The 20075-nt window shown below is 66.3% G+C and carries 19 protein-coding genes; 12 read left to right on the top strand and 7 right to left on the bottom strand.

Annotated elements, in window-relative coordinates; translation table 11 throughout:
• Positions 1-33: 33 nt before the first annotated feature.
• From xth to dnaA, 7 genes are all read right to left on the bottom strand, one after another.
• Positions 34-804 (bottom strand): exodeoxyribonuclease III, encoded by a 771-nt coding sequence (xth, locus tag D571_RS0109420; RefSeq protein ID WP_018936436.1) that lies wholly within the window; start codon positions 802-804, stop codon positions 34-36.
• Positions 801-2852, bottom strand: a complete 2052-nt coding sequence (locus tag D571_RS0109415; RefSeq protein WP_018936435.1) for a M3 family metallopeptidase — start codon at positions 2850-2852, stop codon at positions 801-803. The genes xth and D571_RS0109415 overlap by 4 nt, the downstream gene beginning before the upstream one ends.
• A 104-nt stretch (positions 2853-2956) precedes the next feature.
• The gene (locus D571_RS0109410; protein ID WP_018936434.1) at positions 2957-3457 is read right to left on the bottom strand and encodes a hypothetical protein; all 501 of its coding nucleotides are present in this window, start codon (positions 3455-3457) and stop codon (positions 2957-2959) included.
• A 22-nt stretch (positions 3458-3479) separates the two neighbouring features.
• Positions 3480-5912: a DNA topoisomerase (ATP-hydrolyzing) subunit B gene (gene gyrB / locus D571_RS0109405; RefSeq protein WP_018936433.1), complete on the bottom strand. Its 2433-nt coding sequence runs from the start codon at positions 5910-5912 to the stop codon at positions 3480-3482.
• Positions 5913-6018: 106 nt separating this feature from the next.
• On the bottom strand, positions 6019-7134 hold the full coding sequence (locus D571_RS0109400) for a DNA replication/repair protein RecF (protein ID WP_018936432.1): 1116 nt from the start codon (positions 7132-7134) through the stop codon (positions 6019-6021).
• 14 nt (positions 7135-7148) lie between these two features.
• Positions 7149-8252 carry a DNA polymerase III subunit beta gene (dnaN, locus tag D571_RS0109395; RefSeq protein ID WP_018936431.1) on the bottom strand — a complete coding sequence of 368 codons (1104 nt, stop codon included), beginning with the start codon at positions 8250-8252 and terminating at the stop codon, positions 7149-7151.
• A gap of 250 nt (positions 8253-8502) precedes the next feature.
• On the bottom strand, positions 8503-9858 hold the full coding sequence (gene dnaA, locus D571_RS0109390; protein WP_018936430.1) for a chromosomal replication initiator protein DnaA: 1356 nt from the start codon (positions 9856-9858) through the stop codon (positions 8503-8505).
• 152 nt (positions 9859-10010) lie between these two features.
• Between dnaA and rpmH the strand changes: the two genes are divergently transcribed.
• From rpmH to atpE, 12 genes are all read left to right on the top strand, one after another.
• On the top strand, positions 10011-10145 hold the full coding sequence (rpmH, locus tag D571_RS0109385) for a 50S ribosomal protein L34 (RefSeq protein ID WP_018868890.1): 135 nt from the start codon (positions 10011-10013) through the stop codon (positions 10143-10145).
• An 18-nt stretch (positions 10146-10163) separates the two neighbouring features.
• Positions 10164-10520 carry a ribonuclease P protein component gene (gene rnpA / locus D571_RS0109380; protein WP_026287750.1) on the top strand — a complete coding sequence of 119 codons (357 nt, stop codon included), beginning with the start codon at positions 10164-10166 and terminating at the stop codon, positions 10518-10520.
• A complete protein-coding gene (yidD, locus tag D571_RS0109375) occupies positions 10517-10774 on the top strand; it encodes a membrane protein insertion efficiency factor YidD (RefSeq protein ID WP_018936428.1) in 258 nt (85 codons plus the stop codon). The genes rnpA and yidD overlap by 4 nt, the downstream gene beginning before the upstream one ends.
• An 8-nt stretch (positions 10775-10782) precedes the next feature.
• On the top strand, positions 10783-12486 hold the full coding sequence (gene yidC, locus D571_RS0109370) for a membrane protein insertase YidC (protein WP_018936427.1): 1704 nt from the start codon (positions 10783-10785) through the stop codon (positions 12484-12486).
• A gap of 7 nt (positions 12487-12493) precedes the next feature.
• Entirely contained in the window at positions 12494-13804 is a 1311-nt protein-coding gene (mnmE, locus tag D571_RS0109365; RefSeq protein WP_018936426.1) for a tRNA uridine-5-carboxymethylaminomethyl(34) synthesis GTPase MnmE, read from the top strand.
• A 482-nt stretch (positions 13805-14286) separates the two neighbouring features.
• Positions 14287-16164: a tRNA uridine-5-carboxymethylaminomethyl(34) synthesis enzyme MnmG gene (mnmG, locus tag D571_RS0109360; RefSeq protein ID WP_018936425.1), complete on the top strand. Its 1878-nt coding sequence runs from the start codon at positions 14287-14289 to the stop codon at positions 16162-16164.
• Positions 16154-16813, top strand: a complete 660-nt coding sequence (gene rsmG / locus D571_RS0109355) for a 16S rRNA (guanine(527)-N(7))-methyltransferase RsmG (RefSeq protein ID WP_018936424.1) — start codon at positions 16154-16156, stop codon at positions 16811-16813. Before mnmG ends, rsmG begins: the two co-directional genes overlap by 11 nt.
• Positions 16810-17565: a ParA family protein gene (locus D571_RS0109350; RefSeq protein ID WP_018936423.1), complete on the top strand. Its 756-nt coding sequence runs from the start codon at positions 16810-16812 to the stop codon at positions 17563-17565. Before rsmG ends, D571_RS0109350 begins: the two co-directional genes overlap by 4 nt.
• 25 nt (positions 17566-17590) lie before the next feature.
• Positions 17591-18445: a ParB/RepB/Spo0J family partition protein gene (locus D571_RS0109345; protein ID WP_018936422.1), complete on the top strand. Its 855-nt coding sequence runs from the start codon at positions 17591-17593 to the stop codon at positions 18443-18445.
• Positions 18446-18541: 96 nt separating this feature from the next.
• Positions 18542-18928 (top strand): ATP synthase subunit I, encoded by a 387-nt coding sequence (locus D571_RS0109340; RefSeq protein WP_026287749.1) that lies wholly within the window; start codon positions 18542-18544, stop codon positions 18926-18928.
• Between the two features lie 16 nt (positions 18929-18944).
• A complete protein-coding gene (gene atpB / locus D571_RS0109335; RefSeq protein WP_018936420.1) occupies positions 18945-19787 on the top strand; it encodes a F0F1 ATP synthase subunit A in 843 nt (280 codons plus the stop codon).
• A 48-nt stretch (positions 19788-19835) separates the two neighbouring features.
• Positions 19836-20072, top strand: a complete 237-nt coding sequence (atpE, locus tag D571_RS0109330; protein WP_018868902.1) for a F0F1 ATP synthase subunit C — start codon at positions 19836-19838, stop codon at positions 20070-20072.
• The last annotated feature ends 3 nt before the right edge of the window (positions 20073-20075 follow it).

The raw sequence follows: 20075 nt of genomic DNA, 5'->3' as shown, positions 1-20075 counted from the left end.
TCTCCCTTGAGGGTCTCCGGTGCGGGTGGCGGCTCAGGCGTCGGTGAATTCGGCCCAGACCGGGGCGTGATCCGATGGCCGTTCCCAGCCGCGCGGTTCCCGATCGATGCCGGCAGCCGTCAGGCGTTCGGCCAATGCGGCGGAAGCCAGGATCAGGTCGATGCGCAGGCCACGGTTACGACGGAACGAGGCGGCGCGGTAATCGAACCAGGAGAACTCGTTCTCTGGCTGCTCGAAGGCGCGGAAGGTATCGCTGAGGCCGAGGGCCTGGATGGACTGCAGGGCCTCGCGTTCCGGCGCGGAACACAGCACCCGGCCTTCCCAGGCCTCCGGGTCATGGACGTCGCGGTCTTCGGGGGCGATGTTGAAATCCCCGACGACGACCAGTTGCTCGTGACGACGGGCCTCCTCTTCCAGCCAGTCCCGCACACGGCTCAGCCAGTCGAGTTTGTACGCATACTTTTCCGAGTCGACGGCCTCGCCGTTGACGATGTACAGGTTGACCACGCGCACACCGCCGATGGTGGCCGCGAGGATGCGCCGCTGGGCATCCTCCACGCCGGGCGGATCGGTGACGACGTCGGTGGCTTCGGTCCGCGACAGGATGGCCACGCCGTTATAGGTCTTCTGTCCGGAATGGACGACCTGGTAACCGGCGTCATGGATCGCGCTGACGGGAAAGGCGTCGTCGGTCAGTTTGGTCTCCTGCAGGGCGAGGATGTCGGTATGGGACGTACCCAGCCAGTCGAGGACCTGCGGGAGGCGGACCTTGAGGGAGTTGACGTTCCAGCTGGCGATCTTCACGCAGCTTCCTCCAGTCCGCAGTGGCGCAGCAGGGCGTCGATTTGTGGTTCCCGGCCGCGGAAGGCGCGGAACGATTCTGCGGCGGGTCGCGAGGCGCCCGCCTCCAGGATCTCGCGCAGGTAGGCATCACCCGCCTCGCGCGAGAACAGGCCCTCCTCCTCGAAGCGGGCGAAGGCATCCGCCGACAGGACCTCGGCCCATTTGTAGGAGTAGTAGCCCGCCGCATAACCGCCGGCGAAGATATGCGCGAAGCCGTGCGGGAACCGGTTGTACGACGGCGGGATGAAGACGGCCACCTCGCGCCGGACCTCGTCCAGCAGCGCAAGGATCTCGTCCGCGCTGGCGGGTGCGTCGCGATCGTGCAGGCGCATGTCGAACAGCGAGAATTCGACCTGGCGCAGCAGCTGCAGGGCCGCGTGGAAGTGGCGGGTTCCCTGCAGACGCTGGAACAGGTCCTCGGGCATCGGGTCGCCGGTCTCGTAGTGCCGGGCGAAGAGATCCAGCGGTTCGCGTTCCCAGCACCAGTTTTCCATGAACTGGCTGGGCAGCTCGACCGCGTCCCATTCCACGCCATTGATTCCCGCGATCTCGGGCTCGTCGACCCGGGTCAGCATGTGGTGCAGGCCGTGGCCGAATTCGTGGAATAGCGTGATCACCTCGTCGTGGGTGAACAGCGCGGGCTTGCCATCCACCGGTGGAGTGGAGTTGCAGGTCATGTAGGCCACCGGTAACTGGAGGCCGTCGGCTCGGGCATAGCGCTGGCGGCAGACATCCATCCAGGCCCCGCCCCGTTTGTTGCGACGGGCATAAAGATCGAGATAGAAGCCCGCGCGCTCCTCACCCTCCGGACCATATATACGATAGAACGTCACGTCATCGTGCCAGGTCTCGACCTCGGGGTCGGGCTGCAGGGAGATCCCGAACAACCGCTGGACCAGCCGGAACAGGCCGTCGACGACCTGAGGTGCCGGAAAATACGGTTTGAGCATCTCCTGGGACAGGCCCAGACGGCGCTCGCGCATCTTTTCCGCCGCCCAGGCGACGTGCGGCGACTCGAGCCGGTCGAGGCCGAGTTCTTCGCGTGCGAAGGTCTCGAGTTCGTCCCGATCCCGTTCCGCCTGCGGACGCGCGCGGCGGGCCAGATCGGCCAGGAACTGCTCGACCTGCTCCGGGGTTTCGGCCATCTTGGTGGCGAGTGATCGATGGGCGTAACGGGGGAATCCGGTCAGTTCGGCCTTCTCCTGGCGCAGGCGCAGGATCTCGACCATGTTGGTCGAATTGTCGTATGCAGAATCGTGCGGGCCCGTGTCGGAGGCGCGGGTGACGAACGCGTGATAGACGCGTTCGCGCAGGGCCGAATCGTCGGCATGGGTCAGCACCGCATGGACACTGGGAAAGTCGAGTGTGGCCGCCCAGGGGGCATCGAGTTCGTGGTCGCGGGCGTTCTGCGCCAGCATGGCCCGGTCCGATTCCGCAAGCCCCGCCAGTTCGGATTCGTCATGGATCGGATACCTCCAGGATTGTGTGGCGTCCAGCACATTCTCCTCGAAACTGGCTGTCAGCTCCGACAGGCGGCTATCGATGGCCCGCAGGCGATCTCGGCTTTCCCGGGGAAGGTCGACCCCGCTGAGGTGAAAATCGCGCAGGGCGTCGTCGATCACCTTTCGACGCGCGGGTGACAGACGCGGATATTCTTCGCCGTCGGCCAGCGCGCGGAAGGCGCGATAAAGACCCTGGTGCTGGGACAGCCAGCTGGAGTAGTCGGACAGTCTGGGCAGGCAGGCGTTATAGGCCTCGCGCAGGGCAGGCGAGTTCATCACGGAGTTCAGGTGGCTCACCGGCGACCAGGCGTTCTCGAGTCGGTTCTCGAGGCGCTGGAGAGGTGCAACCAGCGTGTCCCAGGTCGGTGCTTCGCCGGCCTCGGCCACGAGGCGTTCGATCTCGCGGCGGTTCTCGGTCAGCAGCTGATCGATTGCCGGGATCACGTGATCCGGCTCGATGGCGCGAAACGCCGGTAAGGTCTCCATGCGCAGCAGCGGGTTGGACACGGTGGCTCCTGGATTCGGTGGCTGAACGGAAAGTATGCCACCCTGGCCGGCATGGCCGGGAGTGGCAGTGCGGGGAATGCGGATTGCAGCCGGTCCGGGTTCAGTCAGGCTTCTTTCGGATCGTCCGGGTGAATCCGTCCGTATCGGCCACAGGCGGTCAAACGAGCCATCAGCGCAGAGGTCGGCCGGCGACAGGCCTGCTGGTACCGATTCACCCAGTGATTGTAGCGGTGGATGGCGTCGGTGATCGCCTCGTCGAGTGCATCCAGTCGCGCCGTCGGGGTGTTGGCCTCCGCAGCGTCGGAGAGCGATCGATCACGTTCGGCGCGCAATTGCCTTTCGGCGCGGGCGAGGGCCTGCAGGTCGCCGGAGCGGCGCGCACGCTCGGAGGCCTGCTGAGCCTGATACAGATCTTCACGGTCGGGTGCCTGCGGATCGCGTGCGTCCAGCAGCTCGAGGATCAGCGCATTGCGCTGGCAGAGGAGCACGTCGAACCGTTCCCACGCCCGCACCACCTGGCGGTGGGCATGAGCGAGACGCGCGGCGTCGCGGCCCAGCCACACGAGGATAGCGATTCCGGCCAGGATCAGCGCCAGGGTGAGCATTACGGCCAGCCCGCGTGTCGGATCAGATGTCGACGTTCTCGGCGCTGAGGGCGCGGGTCTCGATGAAATCCCGCCGCGGTTCGACCTGGTCCCCCATCAGGGTGGTGAAGATCTCGTCGGCGCGGATGGCGTCCTCGACCCGGACCTGCAGCAGCCGGCGCGAATCGGGATCCATGGTGGTCTCCCACAGTTGTTCGGCGTTCATCTCGCCCAGACCCTTGTAGCGCTGCACCGAAAGACCCCGGCGGCCTTCGGCCAGCAGCCATTCCATCGCCTCGGAAAAGCGCTGGATTACGTGGCGACGTTCACCTCTCTGGATATAGGCGCCTTCCTCAAGCAGTGCCTGCAGGCGTTCCGAGAGGTCCAGTACCGCCTGGAAGTCTCGCGAAGCGAGGGTATCGTCGGTCAGGTACTGCGACAGACGCCCCCCGTGCTCCAGCCGCTGAAGGGCGAGGCGATCGTGTCCGTCGGCGTCGCGGTCAGCCTCCAGCTGATAGCGGGTGGCCCCGGCGCGGTCGCTGGACAGACTGTCGAGGATATCCTGGAACCAGCGCTGGACCGCGGGCTCGGTGACGGATCTCGGCCGCGGCATGGGCGGCGCCTCGAGCATGGCCCACAGGACCCGCGAATCATACAGACGGCCCAGACGGGCGACCGCGGCTGCGGCGGCCTGATAGGACTTGATCAGGTCCTCGAAGGCCTCACCCGAGATCGGCGGCGCCTCTGCCGCCGGATGGAGTACGGCGCCATCCAGGGCAAGTGAAAGGGTCAGCTCCTGCATCTCCTGTTCGTCGCGCACGTACTGTTCACGCTTGCCGCGCTTCACCTTGTACAGCGGCGGCTGGGCGATATAGACGTGGCCACGTTCGATCAGCTCGGGCATCTGACGGAAGAAGAAGGTCAGCAGCAGGGTGCGGATATGCGAGCCGTCCACGTCCGCGTCCGTCATGATGATGATTCGGTGATAACGCAGCTTGTCCGGATCGTATTCGTCCTTGCCGATGCCGCAACCCAGCGCGGTGATCAGGGTCCCCACCTCGGCCGAACCCAGCATCCGGTCGAAACGCGCACGTTCGACGTTCAGGATCTTGCCTTTCAGCGGCAGGATGGCCTGGAAATGACGGTCGCGGCCCTGCTTGGCCGACCCCCCCGCGGAGTCACCCTCGACCAGGTAAAGCTCGGATCGGGACGGATCCTTCTCCTGGCAGTCCGCGAGTTTGCCGGGCAGTCCGGCGACATCCAGCGCGCCCTTGCGCCGGGTGACCTCGCGGGCCTTGCGTGCGGCCTCGCGGGCACGGGCGGCATCCAGCACCTTGTCGGTGATCGCACGCGCCTCCGGGGGGTTTTCCATCAGGAAGTTGCCGAGCGCATCGGACAGGACCGAATCCACGATCGGCTTGACTTCGGACGAGACCAGTTTGTCCTTGGTCTGCGACGAGAACTTGGGATCCGGCACCTTCACCGACAGCACCGCCGTCAGGCCTTCGCGCATGTCATCCCCGGCGGTGGCGACCTTGGCCTTCTTCGTCAGGCCCTCGCGCTCGAGATACTGGTTGATCGTTCGGGTCAGGGCCGCACGAAATCCGGCCATGTGCGTCCCGCCATCGCGCTGCGGAATGTTGTTCGTGTAGCAGAAGATGTTCTCCTGGTAGGAGTCGTTCCACTGCAGCGCGATCTCGACCGCGTAATCCTCGCGCGTCTGGTCGGCGTAGATCACGGTCGGATGCAGGGCGGTCTTCTTCTGGTTCAGGTGTTCGACAAATGCGCGGATCCCGCCTTCGAAGACAAAGGTCTCTTCGCGGTTGTCGCGAAGGTCGCGAAGCGTGATGCGGACGCCGGAATTCAGGAAGGAGAGTTCCCGCAGCCGCTTGGCGAGGATCTCGTAGTGGAAGTCGACGTCGGAGAAGATCTCCGGGCTCGGCCGGAACCAGACACGGGTGCCGTGCCGATCGGTCGGGCCGGTCACACGGAGGTCGTCTTCAGGGACGCCGAGATGGTAGGTCTGCTCGTGCCTCTGGCCGTCGCGATGGATCTCCAGGCGCAGTTCTTCGGACAGGGCATTGACCACCGAAACGCCGACCCCGTGGAGACCACCGGAGACCTTGTAGGAGTTGTTGTCGAACTTTCCGCCCGCGTGGAGCACGGTGAGGATGACCTCGGCCGCGGATTTGCCTTCTTCCTCGTGGATGTCCACCGGGATACCGCGCCCGTTGTCGGTGACACTGATGGCGTTGTCCTCGTGGATCACGATCTCGATGCTGTCGCAGTGGCCGGCCAGGGCCTCGTCGATCGAGTTGTCGACCACCTCGAAGACCATGTGATGAAGGCCGGTACCGTCATCGGTATCGCCGATGTACATCCCGGGGCGCTTGCGCACCGCATCGAGACCCTTGAGGACGCGGATCTGGCTGGAATCGTAAGCAGTGGGATCTTCAGCGGTTTCGTGGTCGGCCATGGATCGTGTTCCGGCTGGTGGCAATCCGATGCATTGTACCCCAACCCCGCGGTCTTTGGCCCCTGGGGGAATGGATCGGGGCAGGGCTAGGTCGGCGTGGCCCGAATCAGGTTTCACGTGGAACATGAGGGCGCGAGACGTGGGGATCCGACCCCTCGTACACCCGACCGTGTTCCACGTGAAACCATTGCGGTTCCTGCCCCTCCTGGCCCGGAAAACCGGCACCCACCGCCGTCATCAGAACCTGCCAGCCCAGGTCCCGCAGGCCCGCGATCAGGCCGCTCGCGACCCCACGATCCAGCTCGGAAAGCACGTCGTCCAGCAACAGCAGGGGCGAGCGCCCGCTTCGCTCCATCAGCATCAACCCCTGCCCCACCACCAGCCCCGTAATGAGTCGTTTCTGCTCCCCCCGGGATCCTTCCGTCGCATCACGGCCCGCCAGCCTCAGGATCAGATCCGCCCGTTGCGGTCCCACCTGGGCAAAACCCCGTTCCTCATCGCCCGCACGACTGCGCTCCACCGCCTCCGCCAAAGAGCGCCGCTGCTCCCAGCCCGGCCGCAGACGCAGATCCAGACCGTCCAGATCCGCAGAAAACCCAAGACGCGCGGCTGCATCCACCGTACAGGCACGCCACCGCTGCACGTATTCCTCACGTGCCCGCGTGATCCGTTCCCCGGCTTCCACCAGCGGTCCCTCGAATTCGCGCGCCGCCCGGGTCTGCCCCTGACGCAGCGCCGCGTTGCGCTGTTCATGGGCCCGCCGCCAGCGCTGCCAGGCCTCTCGGTATCCCGACACGCCGTGAAAACAGCCCCAGTCGAGCAGTCGACGCCGTTCCTCCGGTCCGCCCCCGACCAGATCGAAACTCCCCGCGTGCAGCACGCGCGCCGGCAGCCATTCCGCCACTGCCGCATGGCCCTTCAGCCACTGACCGTCCAGCCGCGACCTGCGGGTTCCCTGCCATTCGACTCCCAGGCGGTGCCGTCCCCCCGTCACCGGATCAGATACATCCCCGCCGACCCCGAGGTAATGCTCCCCCTCTCGCACGACCCGCCGCAGCTGGGGGGTGCGAAAGGAGCGTCCCATCGCCAGCAGGTGACAGGCTTCGAGGATCGAGGTCTTCCCCGCCCCGTTCGGTCCAAGAAAGATATTGAACCCCGATCCCAGACGCAGACGCGCAGGGGCCAGATTGCGCACGCCCTGGATGCGCAGCTCCTCCAGCACTCGGGTCCGCCCGCCTACAGCCGCATCGGCATGACCACGTAACGCGATCCGCCCGGCGGTTCCGCCTGGACCAGGATCGACGAGTTACCGTCACGCAGGCCGATCCGGACCGAATCGGTCTCGATCACGTTCAGGACATCCAGCAGATACCCGAGGTTGAAACCGATCTCCATCTCCGGCCCGTCGTAGGAGGCTTCAACCGTCTCCTGGGCCTCCTCGCGATCGGCGTTGTGCGTGAGCACCTGACAGCCTTCGGGACCCAGGATCATCCGCACACCACGATACTTGTCGCTGGCGACGATCCCGACCCGGGTGAGTGCCTGTTTGAGGACCTCCCGTTCTACCACCAACGTTGCTGGCAGGTCGGTCGGAATGACCCGTTCGTAGTCAGGGAACCGACCCTCGATGACCTTGGAGCGAAGCACCGCCGGCCCGAGTTCGAACACGATCTGATCCTCCGCGAACCCGATCTGCACCGCCTGATCGTCATCGCTGAGGTTGCGCCGGAGTTCTGCGACCGCCTTGCGCGGGACGATCCGCTCAATGCGCCCTTCAACCGGGGAATCCAGTTCGATCTCGGAAAGCGCCAGCCGGTGACCGTCCGTCGCAACGGCCCGCAGGGTATGCCCGGTCGCCACCAGCAACAGGCCCTGGAGGTAATAGCGGACATCCTGCTGTGCCATCGAGAACATTGTCGCTTCCAGCAGGCGCCGCAGGCGGTTCTGCGGAACGACCACCGTTGCACCGATCGCTCCCGCCTCCCAGTCCGGAAAGTCTTCACCGGGCAGGGTGGCGAGCGAGAACCGCGATCCACCGAACCCTACGCTCATCCGTTCGCCATCGACCTCCGCGCGGATGTCACTGTCGGCGGGCGCGGCCTTCACGACATCCAGAAGCTTCCGCACCGAGACCGTCGTATCGCATTCAGCCGGAATGGTCCCCTCGGTCCGGGCGCTCCACGCGAGCTCCAGATCGGTTGTTTCCAGGCGCATGCCCCCGGTTTCGCCCGGCCGAACCCGAACGTTCCCGAGGATGGGCATGGTCAGCCTCTTTTCCGCTGCCCCCACGATTCGCTGCAGGGCGTCGGTCATCGCTTCGCGGTTGAATGACAGTTCCATGGCGTGTCCTGTTGTAAGTTCTTTTCTAAATACAAACCTGTAGTAATAACCGCGCCGTTCGCCTGTGGGAAAAGTTCATTTTTCCCTTAAAAAACAGACAACTGAACGATTTTCCATGTCGCGTGAACCCACCGGGTGACCTGTGGGGCACCTGTGGACAGATTGACGCCCCTCATTCACCCCCGGATTGTCCACGATTTCGACGCCCAGTTATGCACAGTCTTGTCCACAGCCGCCGGCTCGGTGTTTCCTAGCTGCTCAGCGTACGCAGCAGGTTGGAGTAATCCTCGTCCAGGCTGGAATCCGCTTCCCGCAGCTCTGCCACCTTGCGGCAGGCATGCATCACCGTGGTGTGATCGCGCCCGCCAAAGGCCTGGCCGATCTCCGGCAGACTGTGCTGGGTCAGTTCCTTCGCCAGTGCCATGGCAATCTGCCGTGGCCGGGCAATCGAGCGACTGCGCCGACTCGACAGCAGATCGGCGACCTTGATGCGGTAATAGTCGGCCACCGTCTTCTGGATGTTCTCCAGGGTGATCAGCTTGTTCTGTACGGCCAGCAGGTCCCGCAGTGCCTCCTTGGCGAAATCCACCGTGATCGGCTTGCCGGTGAAATGGGCGTTCGCCAGTACCCGTCGCAGCGACCCTTCCAGTTCGCGGATGTTGGAGCGGATGCGCTTGCCCATGAAGAAGGCGACCTCGCTGGGCAGTTCGATGCCGGCCTGTTCCGCCTTGCGCTGCAGGATCGCCACCCGGGTCTCCAGCTCCGGCGGTTCGATCGCGATCGTCAGGCCCCAGCCGAAGCGGGATTTCAGGCGTTCCTCCAGACCCTCCACTTCCTTCGGATAGCGGTCGGAGGTCAGGATGATCTGCTGCTGACCCTCGAGCAGCGCGTTGAAGGTGTGAAAGAACTCTTCCTGCGAGCGCTCCTTCCCGGCGAAGAACTGGATGTCGTCGATCAGCAGGGCGTCGGCGCTGCGATAGTGCTGCTTGAAGTCGTCGATCGCGTTGTGCTGCAGCGCCTTGATCATGTCCGCCACAAAGCGTTCGGAGTGGAGGTAGATGATCCGTCCCTCCGGCTGACGCGCGAGAATGCTGTTGCCGATCGCATGCATCAGATGGGTCTTGCCCAGGCCGACGCCGCCGTAGATGAACAGGGGGTTGTACCCGACCCCCGGATTCTCCGCGACCTGCAGACTGGCCGCCCGGGCGAGCTGGTTCGACTTGCCTTCCACGAAGGTCTCGAAGGTGAAGGCGGGGTTGAGGTTGCTGACGGGACCCGGGGCCCGCGCGGGGGCGGCCGCCGGCTCGGGCCCCGATGTGCTGCCGCCGCCCGGTCGGGCGGGCGGTTCGTCACCGCCGATTCCGAGGCGCACTTCCGGAGCCACCCCGTCCGCTCCGGCCGGCGCCACCTCGGCCACCGCCTCTTCGATGGTGGCGAGGAGATGATCGCGCACGTATTCGAATACGAACTGGTTGGGCGCCAGCAGGCGCAGGACCTCCCCGCTTTCGTCCGCATGCAGGGGGCGCAGCCAGGTGTTGAGCTTCTGTTCGGAGACCTTCTCCTGGAGCCGTTCCAGACAGGTCCTCCACAGGTGATCGGAAGCCACGCGATTCCCTCCGCCGGGGGATACGAAACAGGCGTGCAGTCTACGCCGCCCGCGCCCGCTCACGCCAGCCACCCGCCGGGTGCGGTGATTGACTTGTGACGCCACTCGGGGTAGGTTCACCGCCCTTTCACCCAGTCATTCCGGGAACAACCATGAAGCGCACCTTTCAGCCCAGTCGACTCGTTCGCGCGCGGACCCACGGCTTCCGCGCCCGCATGGCCACCCGTGGCGGTCGCAAGGTCATCAATGCGCGCCGCGCCAAGGGCCGCAAGCGTCTGACGCCGTAACGCCGAGGGGCGGCCCGCGTGCCTGCGTACCCCGTCGGCCAGGGCTTTCCACGCGCCGCCCGATTGCTGACCGGTGGTGAATACCGCCACGTCTTCGATGACGCGCGGCGTGTTCGTGGTCGCCACCTCACGTTGCTGCACCGGCGCCGCGTGGAGGCCGGTCCCGCCCGCCTCGGGCTGGCGATCGGCAAGCGTCACGTGCGCCTTGCCGTGCAGCGCAACCGGATCAAGCGAATTGCGCGCGAGGCCTTCCGCCTGCGGCGTGGCAATCTGCCCGGGGTGGATCTGATCGTCCTCGCCCGGGGTGGCGCCGGAGATCTGGATCGCCGTACCCTGCGTCGGGAGATCGACGACTTGCTGAATCGCATCCGATGAGCCGCCTGCTGCGCAAGATTGCCCTGTTGCCGGTACGCGCCTACCAGTACGGCATCTCGCCGTTCATGGCGCCGCACTGCCGACACTTTCCTACCTGCTCGGCCTACACCGTCGAGGCGGTGGAGACCCACGGCGTGCTGCGCGGCTTCTGGCTGGGACTGCGTCGCATCCTGCGCTGTCATCCCTGGTCGCCCGGCGGCTATGACCCGGTGCCGCCGCGCAAACCCGATTCCCAATCTTCTTCCCGGAAGTAATCGCTCCCATGGATAACATCCGTCCTCTGTTGTGGCTGACCCTGGCCTTCATCCTGTTCCTGATGTGGATGGCCTGGAACGACATGTACGGTCCGGAACCCGCACAGGAGACGGCGGCGGAACGTGAACTGGAAGAAGATCCCGACGCGAGGCCGGAGGACGTTCCCGATACCCCGGAAGCGGTCGATGATCCCGAGGCAGATCCGGCCGTGGACGCGCCCGAACCCATCGCCGCGCCCGAGCGCCGCCAGATCCAGGTGGTGACCGACAAGCATGATCTGCTGATCGATACCCGGGGCGGTACGATCCTGCGCGCCGACCTGCTGCAGTTCCCGCGCGACCTGCGCGATGACCCGCTGGAGCCGGTGCGCCTGCTGGACCACCGCATTCGGGGCTATGTCGCCCAGAGCGGCCTGACCCATGACCGCGTCGAAGGGGTCGATCCCGACGGCCGTGCGCCGTCGCACCACGCGGACTTCGAAGTCGACCAGGATCGTTTCGAGCTGGGCGAGAACGAGGACCAGCTGCGGGTGCCGATGCGCTGGACCTCGGAAGACGGCGAGATCGAGGTCGTGAAGACCTATGTCTTCAATCGCGGGACCCACCTGATCGAAGTCGAATACGAGGTCAACAACCACAGCACCGATCCCTGGGTGGGTCGCCAGTATCGCCAGCTGCGCCACGGCGAGACCCCGGACCGCGATGCCTGGTGGCTGTATACCTTCACCGGGGCGGCCTGGTATGACGGCAGCTACGAGCGCGAGCGCTTCGAGTCGCTGGCCGACGATCCGGTGGAGGATCGCCTGGAAGGCGGCTGGGTCTCGATGATCGAGCACTATTTCGTGTCGGCCTGGATCCCGGGCGCCGAGGAACTCAACGCCCTGTACGCGCGGGCCGTGCCCGGCGAGGTGGGCGAGGAATACCTGATCGGCCTGCATTCGGCCGAGCCCCTGCGCGTCGGACCCGGCGAGAGCGGGGATTTCCACACCCGGCTGTGGGTCGGTCCCAAGACCCAGGCCGAACTGGCCGAGATCGCCGACGGCCTGCAGCTGACCGTGGACTACGGGATCTTCACCTTCCTCTCCAGTCCGCTGTTCTGGCTGCTGGACAAGATCCACGCAGTGGTGGGCAACTGGGGCTGGTCGATCGTGATCCTGACGATCCTGATCAAGCTGGCGTTCTTCAAGCTTTCGGCGACCAGCTACCGGTCCATGGCGCGCATGCGCAAGGTGGCGCCCAAGCTGCAGGAGCTGAAGGAGCGCTACAAGGACGACAAGCAGCGCATGAACCAGGCGCTGATGGACCTGTACAAGAAGGAGAAGATCAACCCGCTGGGCGGCTGTCTGCCGATACTGGTCCAGATCCCGGTGTTCATCGCCCTGTACTGGGTGCTGCTGGAGAGCGTGGAACTGCGTCAGGCCCCGTGGTGGCTGTGGATCCAGGATCTGTCCTCGCGCGATCCGTACTTCATCCTGCCGATCCTGATGGGCGTGTCGATGTTCGTGCAGTACAAGCTGAACCCGCCGCCGATGGACCCCGTGCAGCAGAAGGTCTTCATGGCCCTGCCGTTCGTGTTCACGGTGTTCTTCGCCTTCTTCCCGGCGGGCCTCGTGCTGTACTGGTTCACCAACAACCTGTTCTCGATCGCCCAGCAGTGGTACATCACCCGCAAGATCGAGACCGGGGCGGATCCGGACAAGAAGAAGGAGTAGACCCGCCATGGATGGCGACACCATCGTCGCGGTCGCGACCCCGCAGGGGACCGGCGGCATCGGCGTGGTGCGCCTGTCCGGATCCGAGTCCGCGGCGCTGGCGCGGCGCATCACGGGGATGGACCCGCGCCCGCGCCACGCGCACTACGCCCGCCTGCGCAATCCGGTCGACGGCGAACTGATCGACGACGGTCTGGTGCTTTATTTCCCCGCGCCGCATTCCTACACCGGCGAGGACGTGGTCGAGTTCCAGGGCCACGGCAGCCCGGTGCTGCTGGAACGCCTGGTCGCCACCTGCGTGGCGCTGGGCGCCCGCCGCGCGCGGCCGGGCGAGTACACCGAACGCGCCTTTCTCAACGGGCGCATGGACCTCGCCCAGGCCGAGGCGGTGGCCGACCTCATCCACGCCCAGACCGAACGCGCCGCTCGTCGTGCGCGCTCCAGTCTGGATGGTGCGCTGGCCGATCGCCTGCAGCCGGTTTCACGCCGGATCCGCGACCTGCGTGTTCACATGGAGGCGGAGCTGGATTTCGGCGAGACCGACCTCGAATCCGACGTCGCGGGGACCCTGGCCCCGCAGGCCCGCGAGCTCGCCGCCGGCATCCGCGACCTGTTGCAGGGTCTGCGACCGGCCCGTTACCTCGACCGCGGTCTGCGCCTCGCGCTGATCGGCGCCCCCAATGCCGGCAAGTCGAGCCTGATGAACCGCCTCGCCGAAGAGGAGGTGGCGATCGTCACCGACCGGCCGGGCACCACGCGCGATGTCCTGCGCGCGCCGGTTGCCATCCACGGCGTGCCGGTCGAGATCGTGGATACGGCCGGCCTGCATGCCAGTGAGGATCCGGTGGAGGTGATCGGCATGGAGCGCGCCCGCGAGGCGGGCCGGGCCGCGGACCTGGTACTGGAACTGCGGGATCTGACCGCCCCCGACCGGCTGCTGCCCGACGACCTCCCGGACGATCTGCCGCGGCTGGTGGTGTGGAACAAGCGCGACCTTGCCGGTCCCGAAGCCGCCGCCCCCGGGGCGCTCGCGATCTCGGCGCGCACCGGCGAGGGGCTGGAGGCACTGCGTGATGCCATCGTCGAACGCCTGGGCCTGCATCCGCGCGAGGACGATGGCTTCAGCGTACGCGCCCGACACCTCGACGGTCTCGCGGCAGCGGCGACGGCGCTGGAGAGGATCGATCCGAACCTTCCGGGTGATCTGGCCGCCGAAGAACTGCGGTGCGCGGAACAGGCCCTGGATGCGCTGCTCGGCCGTCAGGACCACGAGGCCCTGCTGGGCGAGATCTTCGCCGGGTTCTGCATCGGCAAGTAACGGCCGCTGCGGGTCCGTACCCCGCCCTGCGACGGCAATCCGGGAAGGACTGCAACATGGCTGTCGACCCGTCTCCGCACCATGAACAGATCCGGACTGATTCGCTGCCCGATCTGATCCATGGCGGCGGGCACGCACCCGATTTTCAGGATCCCCGCGGCGATTCCATCTGCCAGCGCATCCGGCCGGCCCTGCGCTATTGTGGCCCTGTCGCGGAGAAAGAAGCGATTGCGGTACCTTGTAGCGGCTTGCCTTGCTGGTGGCGATCCGGTTGGTCATCTATGCCGTGGCGCGCTCCATCATCAAAACCGAGCTGGAATCCGCACTGGCCGCCGGCTACGCCTTCTTTCCGGCCCTGACCCTGCCGAACTTCCCGCTGACACCCCCGGGCGCCGGGGTCACTTCGGGCGCGGCGGGCCAGCTGCTAAACTTCGGCTTTGCAACGCAGGAGGTCCGGGCACGGACCGGGAAGTACCGGGAACATGGCAGAATCCTTCGACGTTATCGTGGTGGGTGGCGGACACGCCGGCACCGAAGCGGCCCTGGCCGCTGCGCGCACGGGTGCGCAAACCCTGCTGCTGACCCACAATCTCGAGACCGTGGGCCAGATGAGCTGCAACCCGGCGATCGGCGGCATCGGCAAGGGGCACCTGGTCCGGGAGATCGACGCCCTCGGCGGGATCATGGCGCGCGCCGCGGATGCGGCTGGCATCCATTTCCGCGTCCTTAACCGCCGCAAGGGCCCGGCCGTGCGGGCCACTCGGGCCCAGTCCGATCGCCAGCTCTACCGTCAGGCCATTCGGCGCGCGGTGGATCAAGCCCCCGGTCTCCAGGTATTCCAGCAGGGGGTGGCCGACGTGGTCCTGGCGGGCGATCGCGTCGCCGAGGTGGTCACCGAAGGCGGGATCCGTTTCCGTGCGCGCAGCGTGGTCCTGACCGTGGGTACCTTCCTCAACGGGCGCATGCATACCGGCGAGCGTCAGCAGCCGGGCGGCCGCGCCGGCGATCCGCCCAGCGAGCGCCTGGCCGCGCGCCTGCGCGAGATGGCCTTCGACGTGGGCCGGCTGAAGACCGGGACCCCCCCGCGCATCGACGGACGCAGTATCGATTTTTCACGCCTGGAGATACAGCCGGGCGACGACCCGCGCCCGGTCTTCTCGTTCATCGGGTCGCGCGACGAACACCCCGCCCAGCGTTCCTGTCACATCGCGCGCACCAGCGAGCGCACCCACGCGATCATCCGGGACAACCTCGAGCGCTCACCGATGTATTCCGGGGCCATCGACAGCACTGGCCCGCGCTACTGTCCTTCCATCGAGGACAAGGTGGTGCGCTTCGCCGACAAGGACAGCCACCAGGTGTTCGTCGAGCCGGAGGGCCTGGATACCCACGAGCTCTACCCCAACGGAATCTCCACCAGCCTCCCGTGGGAGGTCCAGGTGGAGGTCGTGCGCAGCATCCCGGGCTTCGAACGCGCCCACATCACCCGTCCGGGCTATGCCATCGAATACGACTTCTTCGACCCGCGTGGCCTGACCCCCGCGCTGGCTACCCGCGAGGTCGCCGGTCTGTACCTCGCCGGCCAGATCAACGGCACCACCGGCTATGAAGAGGCGGCCGCCCAGGGTCTGGTCGCGGGGCTGAACGCCGCGCGCGAGGCGGCCGGGCAGGCGCCCTGGGTTCCGCAGCGCTCCGAGGCCTACATCGGCGTACTGATCGACGACCTGGTCACGCGCGGCACGCGGGAGCCCTACCGCATGTTCACCTCGCGCGCCGAGCATCGTCTTCTGTTGCGCGAGGACAACGCCGACCTGCGCCTGACGCCCGTGGGCCGCGAACTCGGGCTGGTCGACGACGACCGCTGGTCGGTGTTCTCCCGCCGCGCGGACCAGGTGGAGGATGAGCGCGCGCGCCTGGCCGCGACCCGTCTGTCTGCGGAGCAGCGCCGTGGATCGGCGCTGATAGAATATCTGGGCAGCGAACCGGATGCCGATGCGACGCTCGAGGACCTGCTGCGCCGCCCGCAGGTGGATTACGCCGGCCTGCTCGCCTGTCTGCCGGCGCTCGCCCGCGACGACCTGCCCGCCGACGTGCGCGAACAGGTCGAGATCCAGACCAAGTACGCCGGGTACATCGAGCGCCAGCAGGCCGAAGTCCGGCGCCAGGAGCGGGCCGAACACACTCCACTGCCGGAGAATCTCGACTATGACTCGGTCCACGGGCTGTCCGCGGAACTGCGCCAGAAACTCGCCGAGTTCCGACCCCATACGCTGGCCCAGGCGGGACGCATCCCGGGGGTTACCCCGGCGGCGCTGTCGGCGCTGGCCGTGCATCTGAAGCGGCGGGCCAGTGGGGAATGAGGCGACCTGGCGTGCCGAGCTCGCGCAGCATGCCGACGATGCGGGGCTGAGCGAGTCCGCGATTGACGCCCTGGTGACCTGGCTGATCCAGCTGGAACGCTGGAACCGGGTGCACAATCTGAGCGCCGTGCGGGATCCCGGGCAGATGGTCTCGCGCCATATCCTCGACAGCCTGAGCTTGCGTCCGTGGCTGCGTGGTACCCGCATCCTCGATGTCGGAACCGGGGCCGGACTGCCGGGGCTGATCCTGGCCATCGCCGACGCCCACTCCCCGACCGATTCCGAGGCGGCCGCCCGCCACTACTGTCTGCTGGACAGCGCGGCCAAGCGCGTGCGTTTCCTGCGCCACGTGATCGGCCTGCTGCATCTCGCCAACGCCGAGGCGCAGCATCGGCGAATCGAGGATTTCGCCCCCGAGGCCCTCTGCGACACCCTGATCTCGCGGGCCTTCAAGTCCCCGCGCGAGACCCTCGAGCGGGCCGGCCATCTGGTGGCCCCCGGCGGCCACGTGCTGGCGATGCTCGGCCCGGCGGACCGCGCGCGCGAAGCGCTGCCCGACCCGTGGTCGTATCATGCGGTCGAGCCGGTTACCATTCCGGGCGAGCACGCCCCCCGTCATATCGCCATCATCGAGAGAGCCGCGCCGTGACCGAAACCCTCGCGATCACCAACCAGAAAGGCGGCGTCGGCAAGACGACGACCTGCGTGAACCTCGCCGCTTCGCTCGCGCGGCTGGGCCGCTCCGTGCTGGTGGTCGACATGGATCCGCAGGGCAACGCGACCACCGGTTCCGGTCAGGACAAGCATGCCGATGTGCCCACCAGCTGCGAAGTCCTGCTCGGCGAGGTCAGGCTGGACGACGCGGTGCAGCGAGTGGAATCGGGCTTCGACCTGATCCCGGCCAATGGCGACCTGACGGTGGCGGAGGTGCGGTTGATGGAGGAGGACGGGCGCGAATACCGTCTGCAGCGTGCGCTGGCCGAGGCTCGCGGCCGCTGGGATTATGTCCTGGTCGACTGTCCGCCTTCGCTCAACCTGCTGACCGTCAACGGCCTTGTTGCCGCCGACGGCGTGGTCATCCCGATGCAGTGCGAGTACTACGCGCTGGAGGGCCTCACCGCGCTGATGCGCACCATCGAGAGTATCCAGCGCGGGCCCAACCCCCGCCTGCGCATTTCCGGCCTGCTGCGGACCATGTTCGACGCCCGCAACCGTCTCGCCGGGGATGTCTCCGAACAGCTGACCGACTATTTCGGCGACCGTGTGTACAATACCGTAATCCCGCGCAACGTCCGTCTCGCCGAGGCTCCGAGCTTCGGCCAGCCTGCGCTGTTGTATGATGCGTCCTCGCGCGGCGCCGTCGCGTATCTCGCCCTGGCCGGCGAGCTGCTGCGGCGCTGATTCATCCCCAGGCAGGATCGATATCATGGCGAGACGAAACAGTGGACGACTCGGACGCGGGATCGACGCGCTGCTCAGCGGCGCCTCCGAGGAACCCGGCGACGACGATCGCCTGGAACAGCTCCCGGTCGAACGTGTCCGCCGCGGCCGCTATCAGCCGCGCGGCCGGATCTCCGAAGAGGCGCTGGCGGAGCTCACGGAGTCCATCCGTTCGCAGGGCATTGTCCAGCCCGTGGTGGTACGCCCGGTGGACGACGGCTACGAGCTGATCGCCGGCGAACGGCGCTGGCGGGCCGCCCAGCAGGCCGGCTTGGAGACCGTGCCCGCAGTGATTCGCGAGATCCCCGATCAGGCCGCCGCGGCAATGGCCCTGATCGAGAACATCCAGCGCGAGAACCTCAATCCGCTGGAGGAGGCCAGTGCCATCCAGCGCCTGATCGGGGAATTCGAACTGACCCACCAGGACGCCGCCACCGCGGTGGGCAGGTCGCGCACTGCGGTCACCAACCTGCTGCGGCTGCTTGACCTGCACGACGCGGTCAAGGTCCACGTGGACGAGGGCCGCCTGGAGATGGGCCACGCGCGTTCCCTGCTCGCCCTGCCCGCTGACGACCAGCCCGCCGTCGCCGAGCGCGTGATCAAGCGGGGCCTGTCGGTGCGCGCGACCGAGCAGCTGGTCCGCCGCACGCTCGAACAGCAGCCCGACGAGACCCCGCGCAGCAGCGAACCCCCTCCGGAGATCCGCCAGCTGGAGAGCCGCCTCGCCGATACCCTGGGTGCTCCGGTGCAGGTTCGCTACAACCGCCAGGGCAAGGGCAAACTGGTGATCGAATACAACTCGCTGGACGAACTGGACGGGATCCTGTCACATATCCAGTAGCCGGCGGTGCCCCGGCCCTCGCGTTGACCTCCCTTAAGGGCCCACTTATACTGCGCGCAATTTTCCGGAGAGGGGTGGGTTGTGCCCATCCATCAGATGACGCCGCGTAGCTCCAGCCCTGCCATTCAGTCGCTCGGCCTGCAGCTCGCCGCCACCCTTCTCCCGACGGTGCTGTTGCTGGCGCTGTCGTTACCGTCGGCCGCCATCTCGATGGCGCTCGGCGGCGGGATTGCCGTCCTCGGAAACGCCGTGATGGTATTCGCGGTCTTCGGGGCGTATCGTGCTGCCGCGGTTCGCGATCTGACCGGGCGCATGATGCTGGCCCAGGTGTTCCGGCTGCTGCTCATCGCGGCCGCGTTTGCGGGGGTGTTCGCTCGTTACGACGAACCGGACCTGCTTGCCCTGTTCGGTGGCTTTCTCGCGGTGCATCTTCTGCCCGTGTGGTGGGTCCACCGGGCATCCGCCCAAGCAATGAAGAGATAGCGACATGGCTTCAGAAATGGACGACCATATCAATCACCATCTCACGAACCTGACCTTCGGGTATCACCCGGAGGACGGGCTCGGCTTCGCGATGAGTTCGTCCGAAGCCGCGGAGATGGGTTTCTGGGCCATCCACGTCGACTCGATGATCTGGTCGATCGGCCTCGGACTGCTGTTCATCCTCAGCTTCCGTGCGGCGGCCAAGAGGGTTACCGCCGGAGTCCCCGGGGGCTGGCAGAACTTCGTCGAATGGATCATGGAGTTCGTCGACACCAACGTGCGCGGCTCGTTCAAGCACAAGAACGACCTGGTGGCCCCGCTCGCACTGACCATCTTCATCTGGATTTTCCTGCTCAACCTGATGGACCTGGTGCCCGTGGATCTGATCCCGCACCTCGCCTATCTGCTGGGCATCCCGTACTTCAAGATCGTGCCCACCACCGATATCAACGTGACCATCGGCCTGGCGCTGGGCGTGTTCATTCTCATCATCTATTACTCGCTGAAGATCAAGGGTCCGGTGGGTTTCTTCAAGGAGCTGACCGGGGCGCCGTTCCAGACCTCCATCGCACCGCTGAAGCCGCTGACCTGGGTCGCCAACTTCATCCTCGAGGTGGTGGACCTGCTGGCCAAGCCGGCCTCGCTCGCCCTGCGACTGTTCGGCAACCTGTACGCCGCCGAGATGATCTTTATCCTGATCGGCCTGATGTACTCTGCCGGCCTGGTGTTCGGCCTTGCCGGGGGCGTACTGCATGTCGGCTGGGCGATCTTCCACATCCTGGTGGTGCCGCTGCAGGCCTTCATCTTCATGGTGCTGACCATCGTCTATCTGGACATGGCGCACTCCGAAGACCACTGATAACCCTTCACTTCAACCGACCGTCTCAACTTCACTGGAGATACTACGATGGAAATGGCTAACGCTCTGGTTATTATCGCCGCCGCTCTGATGATGGGCATGGCCGCTATCGGCGCCGCGATTGGTGTCGCCACCCTCGGGGGTCGCTTCCTCGAAGGCGCCGCCCGTCAGCCGGAACTGATCCCGATGCTGCGCACCAACTTCTTCATCGTCGTGGGCCTGACCGACGCCGTGCCGATGATCTCGGTGGGTATCGGTCTGTACGTCCTGTTCGTTCTCGGCTAAGGG

Origin of the sequence: Thioalkalivibrio sp. ALJ24, assembly GCF_000377785.1 — a bacterium.
In the GTDB taxonomy this organism is placed as follows: Bacteria; Pseudomonadota; Gammaproteobacteria; order Ectothiorhodospirales; family Ectothiorhodospiraceae; genus Thioalkalivibrio.
This window is presented reverse-complemented; position numbering and strand designations above follow the sequence as displayed.

Excerpts from the sequence above, each read along its gene's own strand:
- D571_RS0109410 (WP_018936434.1), bottom strand. The coding sequence starts at position 3,457 with ATGCTCACCCTGGCGCTGATCCTGGCCGGAATCGCTATCCTCGTGTGG.
- gyrB (WP_018936433.1), bottom strand. The coding sequence starts at position 5,912 with ATGGCCGACCACGAAACCGCTGAAGATCCCACTGCTTACGATTCCAGC.
- dnaN (WP_018936431.1), bottom strand. The coding sequence starts at position 8,252 with ATGGAACTGTCATTCAACCGCGAAGCGATGACCGACGCCCTGCAGCGA.
- rpmH (WP_018868890.1), top strand. The coding sequence starts at position 10,011 with ATGAAGCGCACCTTTCAGCCCAGTCGACTCGTTCGCGCGCGGACCCAC.
- yidD (WP_018936428.1), top strand. The coding sequence starts at position 10,517 with ATGAGCCGCCTGCTGCGCAAGATTGCCCTGTTGCCGGTACGCGCCTAC.
- yidC (WP_018936427.1), top strand. The coding sequence starts at position 10,783 with ATGGATAACATCCGTCCTCTGTTGTGGCTGACCCTGGCCTTCATCCTG.
- mnmE (WP_018936426.1), top strand. The coding sequence starts at position 12,494 with ATGGATGGCGACACCATCGTCGCGGTCGCGACCCCGCAGGGGACCGGC.
- mnmG (WP_018936425.1), top strand. The coding sequence starts at position 14,287 with ATGGCAGAATCCTTCGACGTTATCGTGGTGGGTGGCGGACACGCCGGC.
- D571_RS0109345 (WP_018936422.1), top strand. The coding sequence starts at position 17,591 with ATGGCGAGACGAAACAGTGGACGACTCGGACGCGGGATCGACGCGCTG.
- D571_RS0109340 (WP_026287749.1), top strand. The coding sequence starts at position 18,542 with ATGACGCCGCGTAGCTCCAGCCCTGCCATTCAGTCGCTCGGCCTGCAG.
- atpB (WP_018936420.1), top strand. The coding sequence starts at position 18,945 with ATGGACGACCATATCAATCACCATCTCACGAACCTGACCTTCGGGTAT.
- atpE (WP_018868902.1), top strand. The coding sequence starts at position 19,836 with ATGGAAATGGCTAACGCTCTGGTTATTATCGCCGCCGCTCTGATGATG.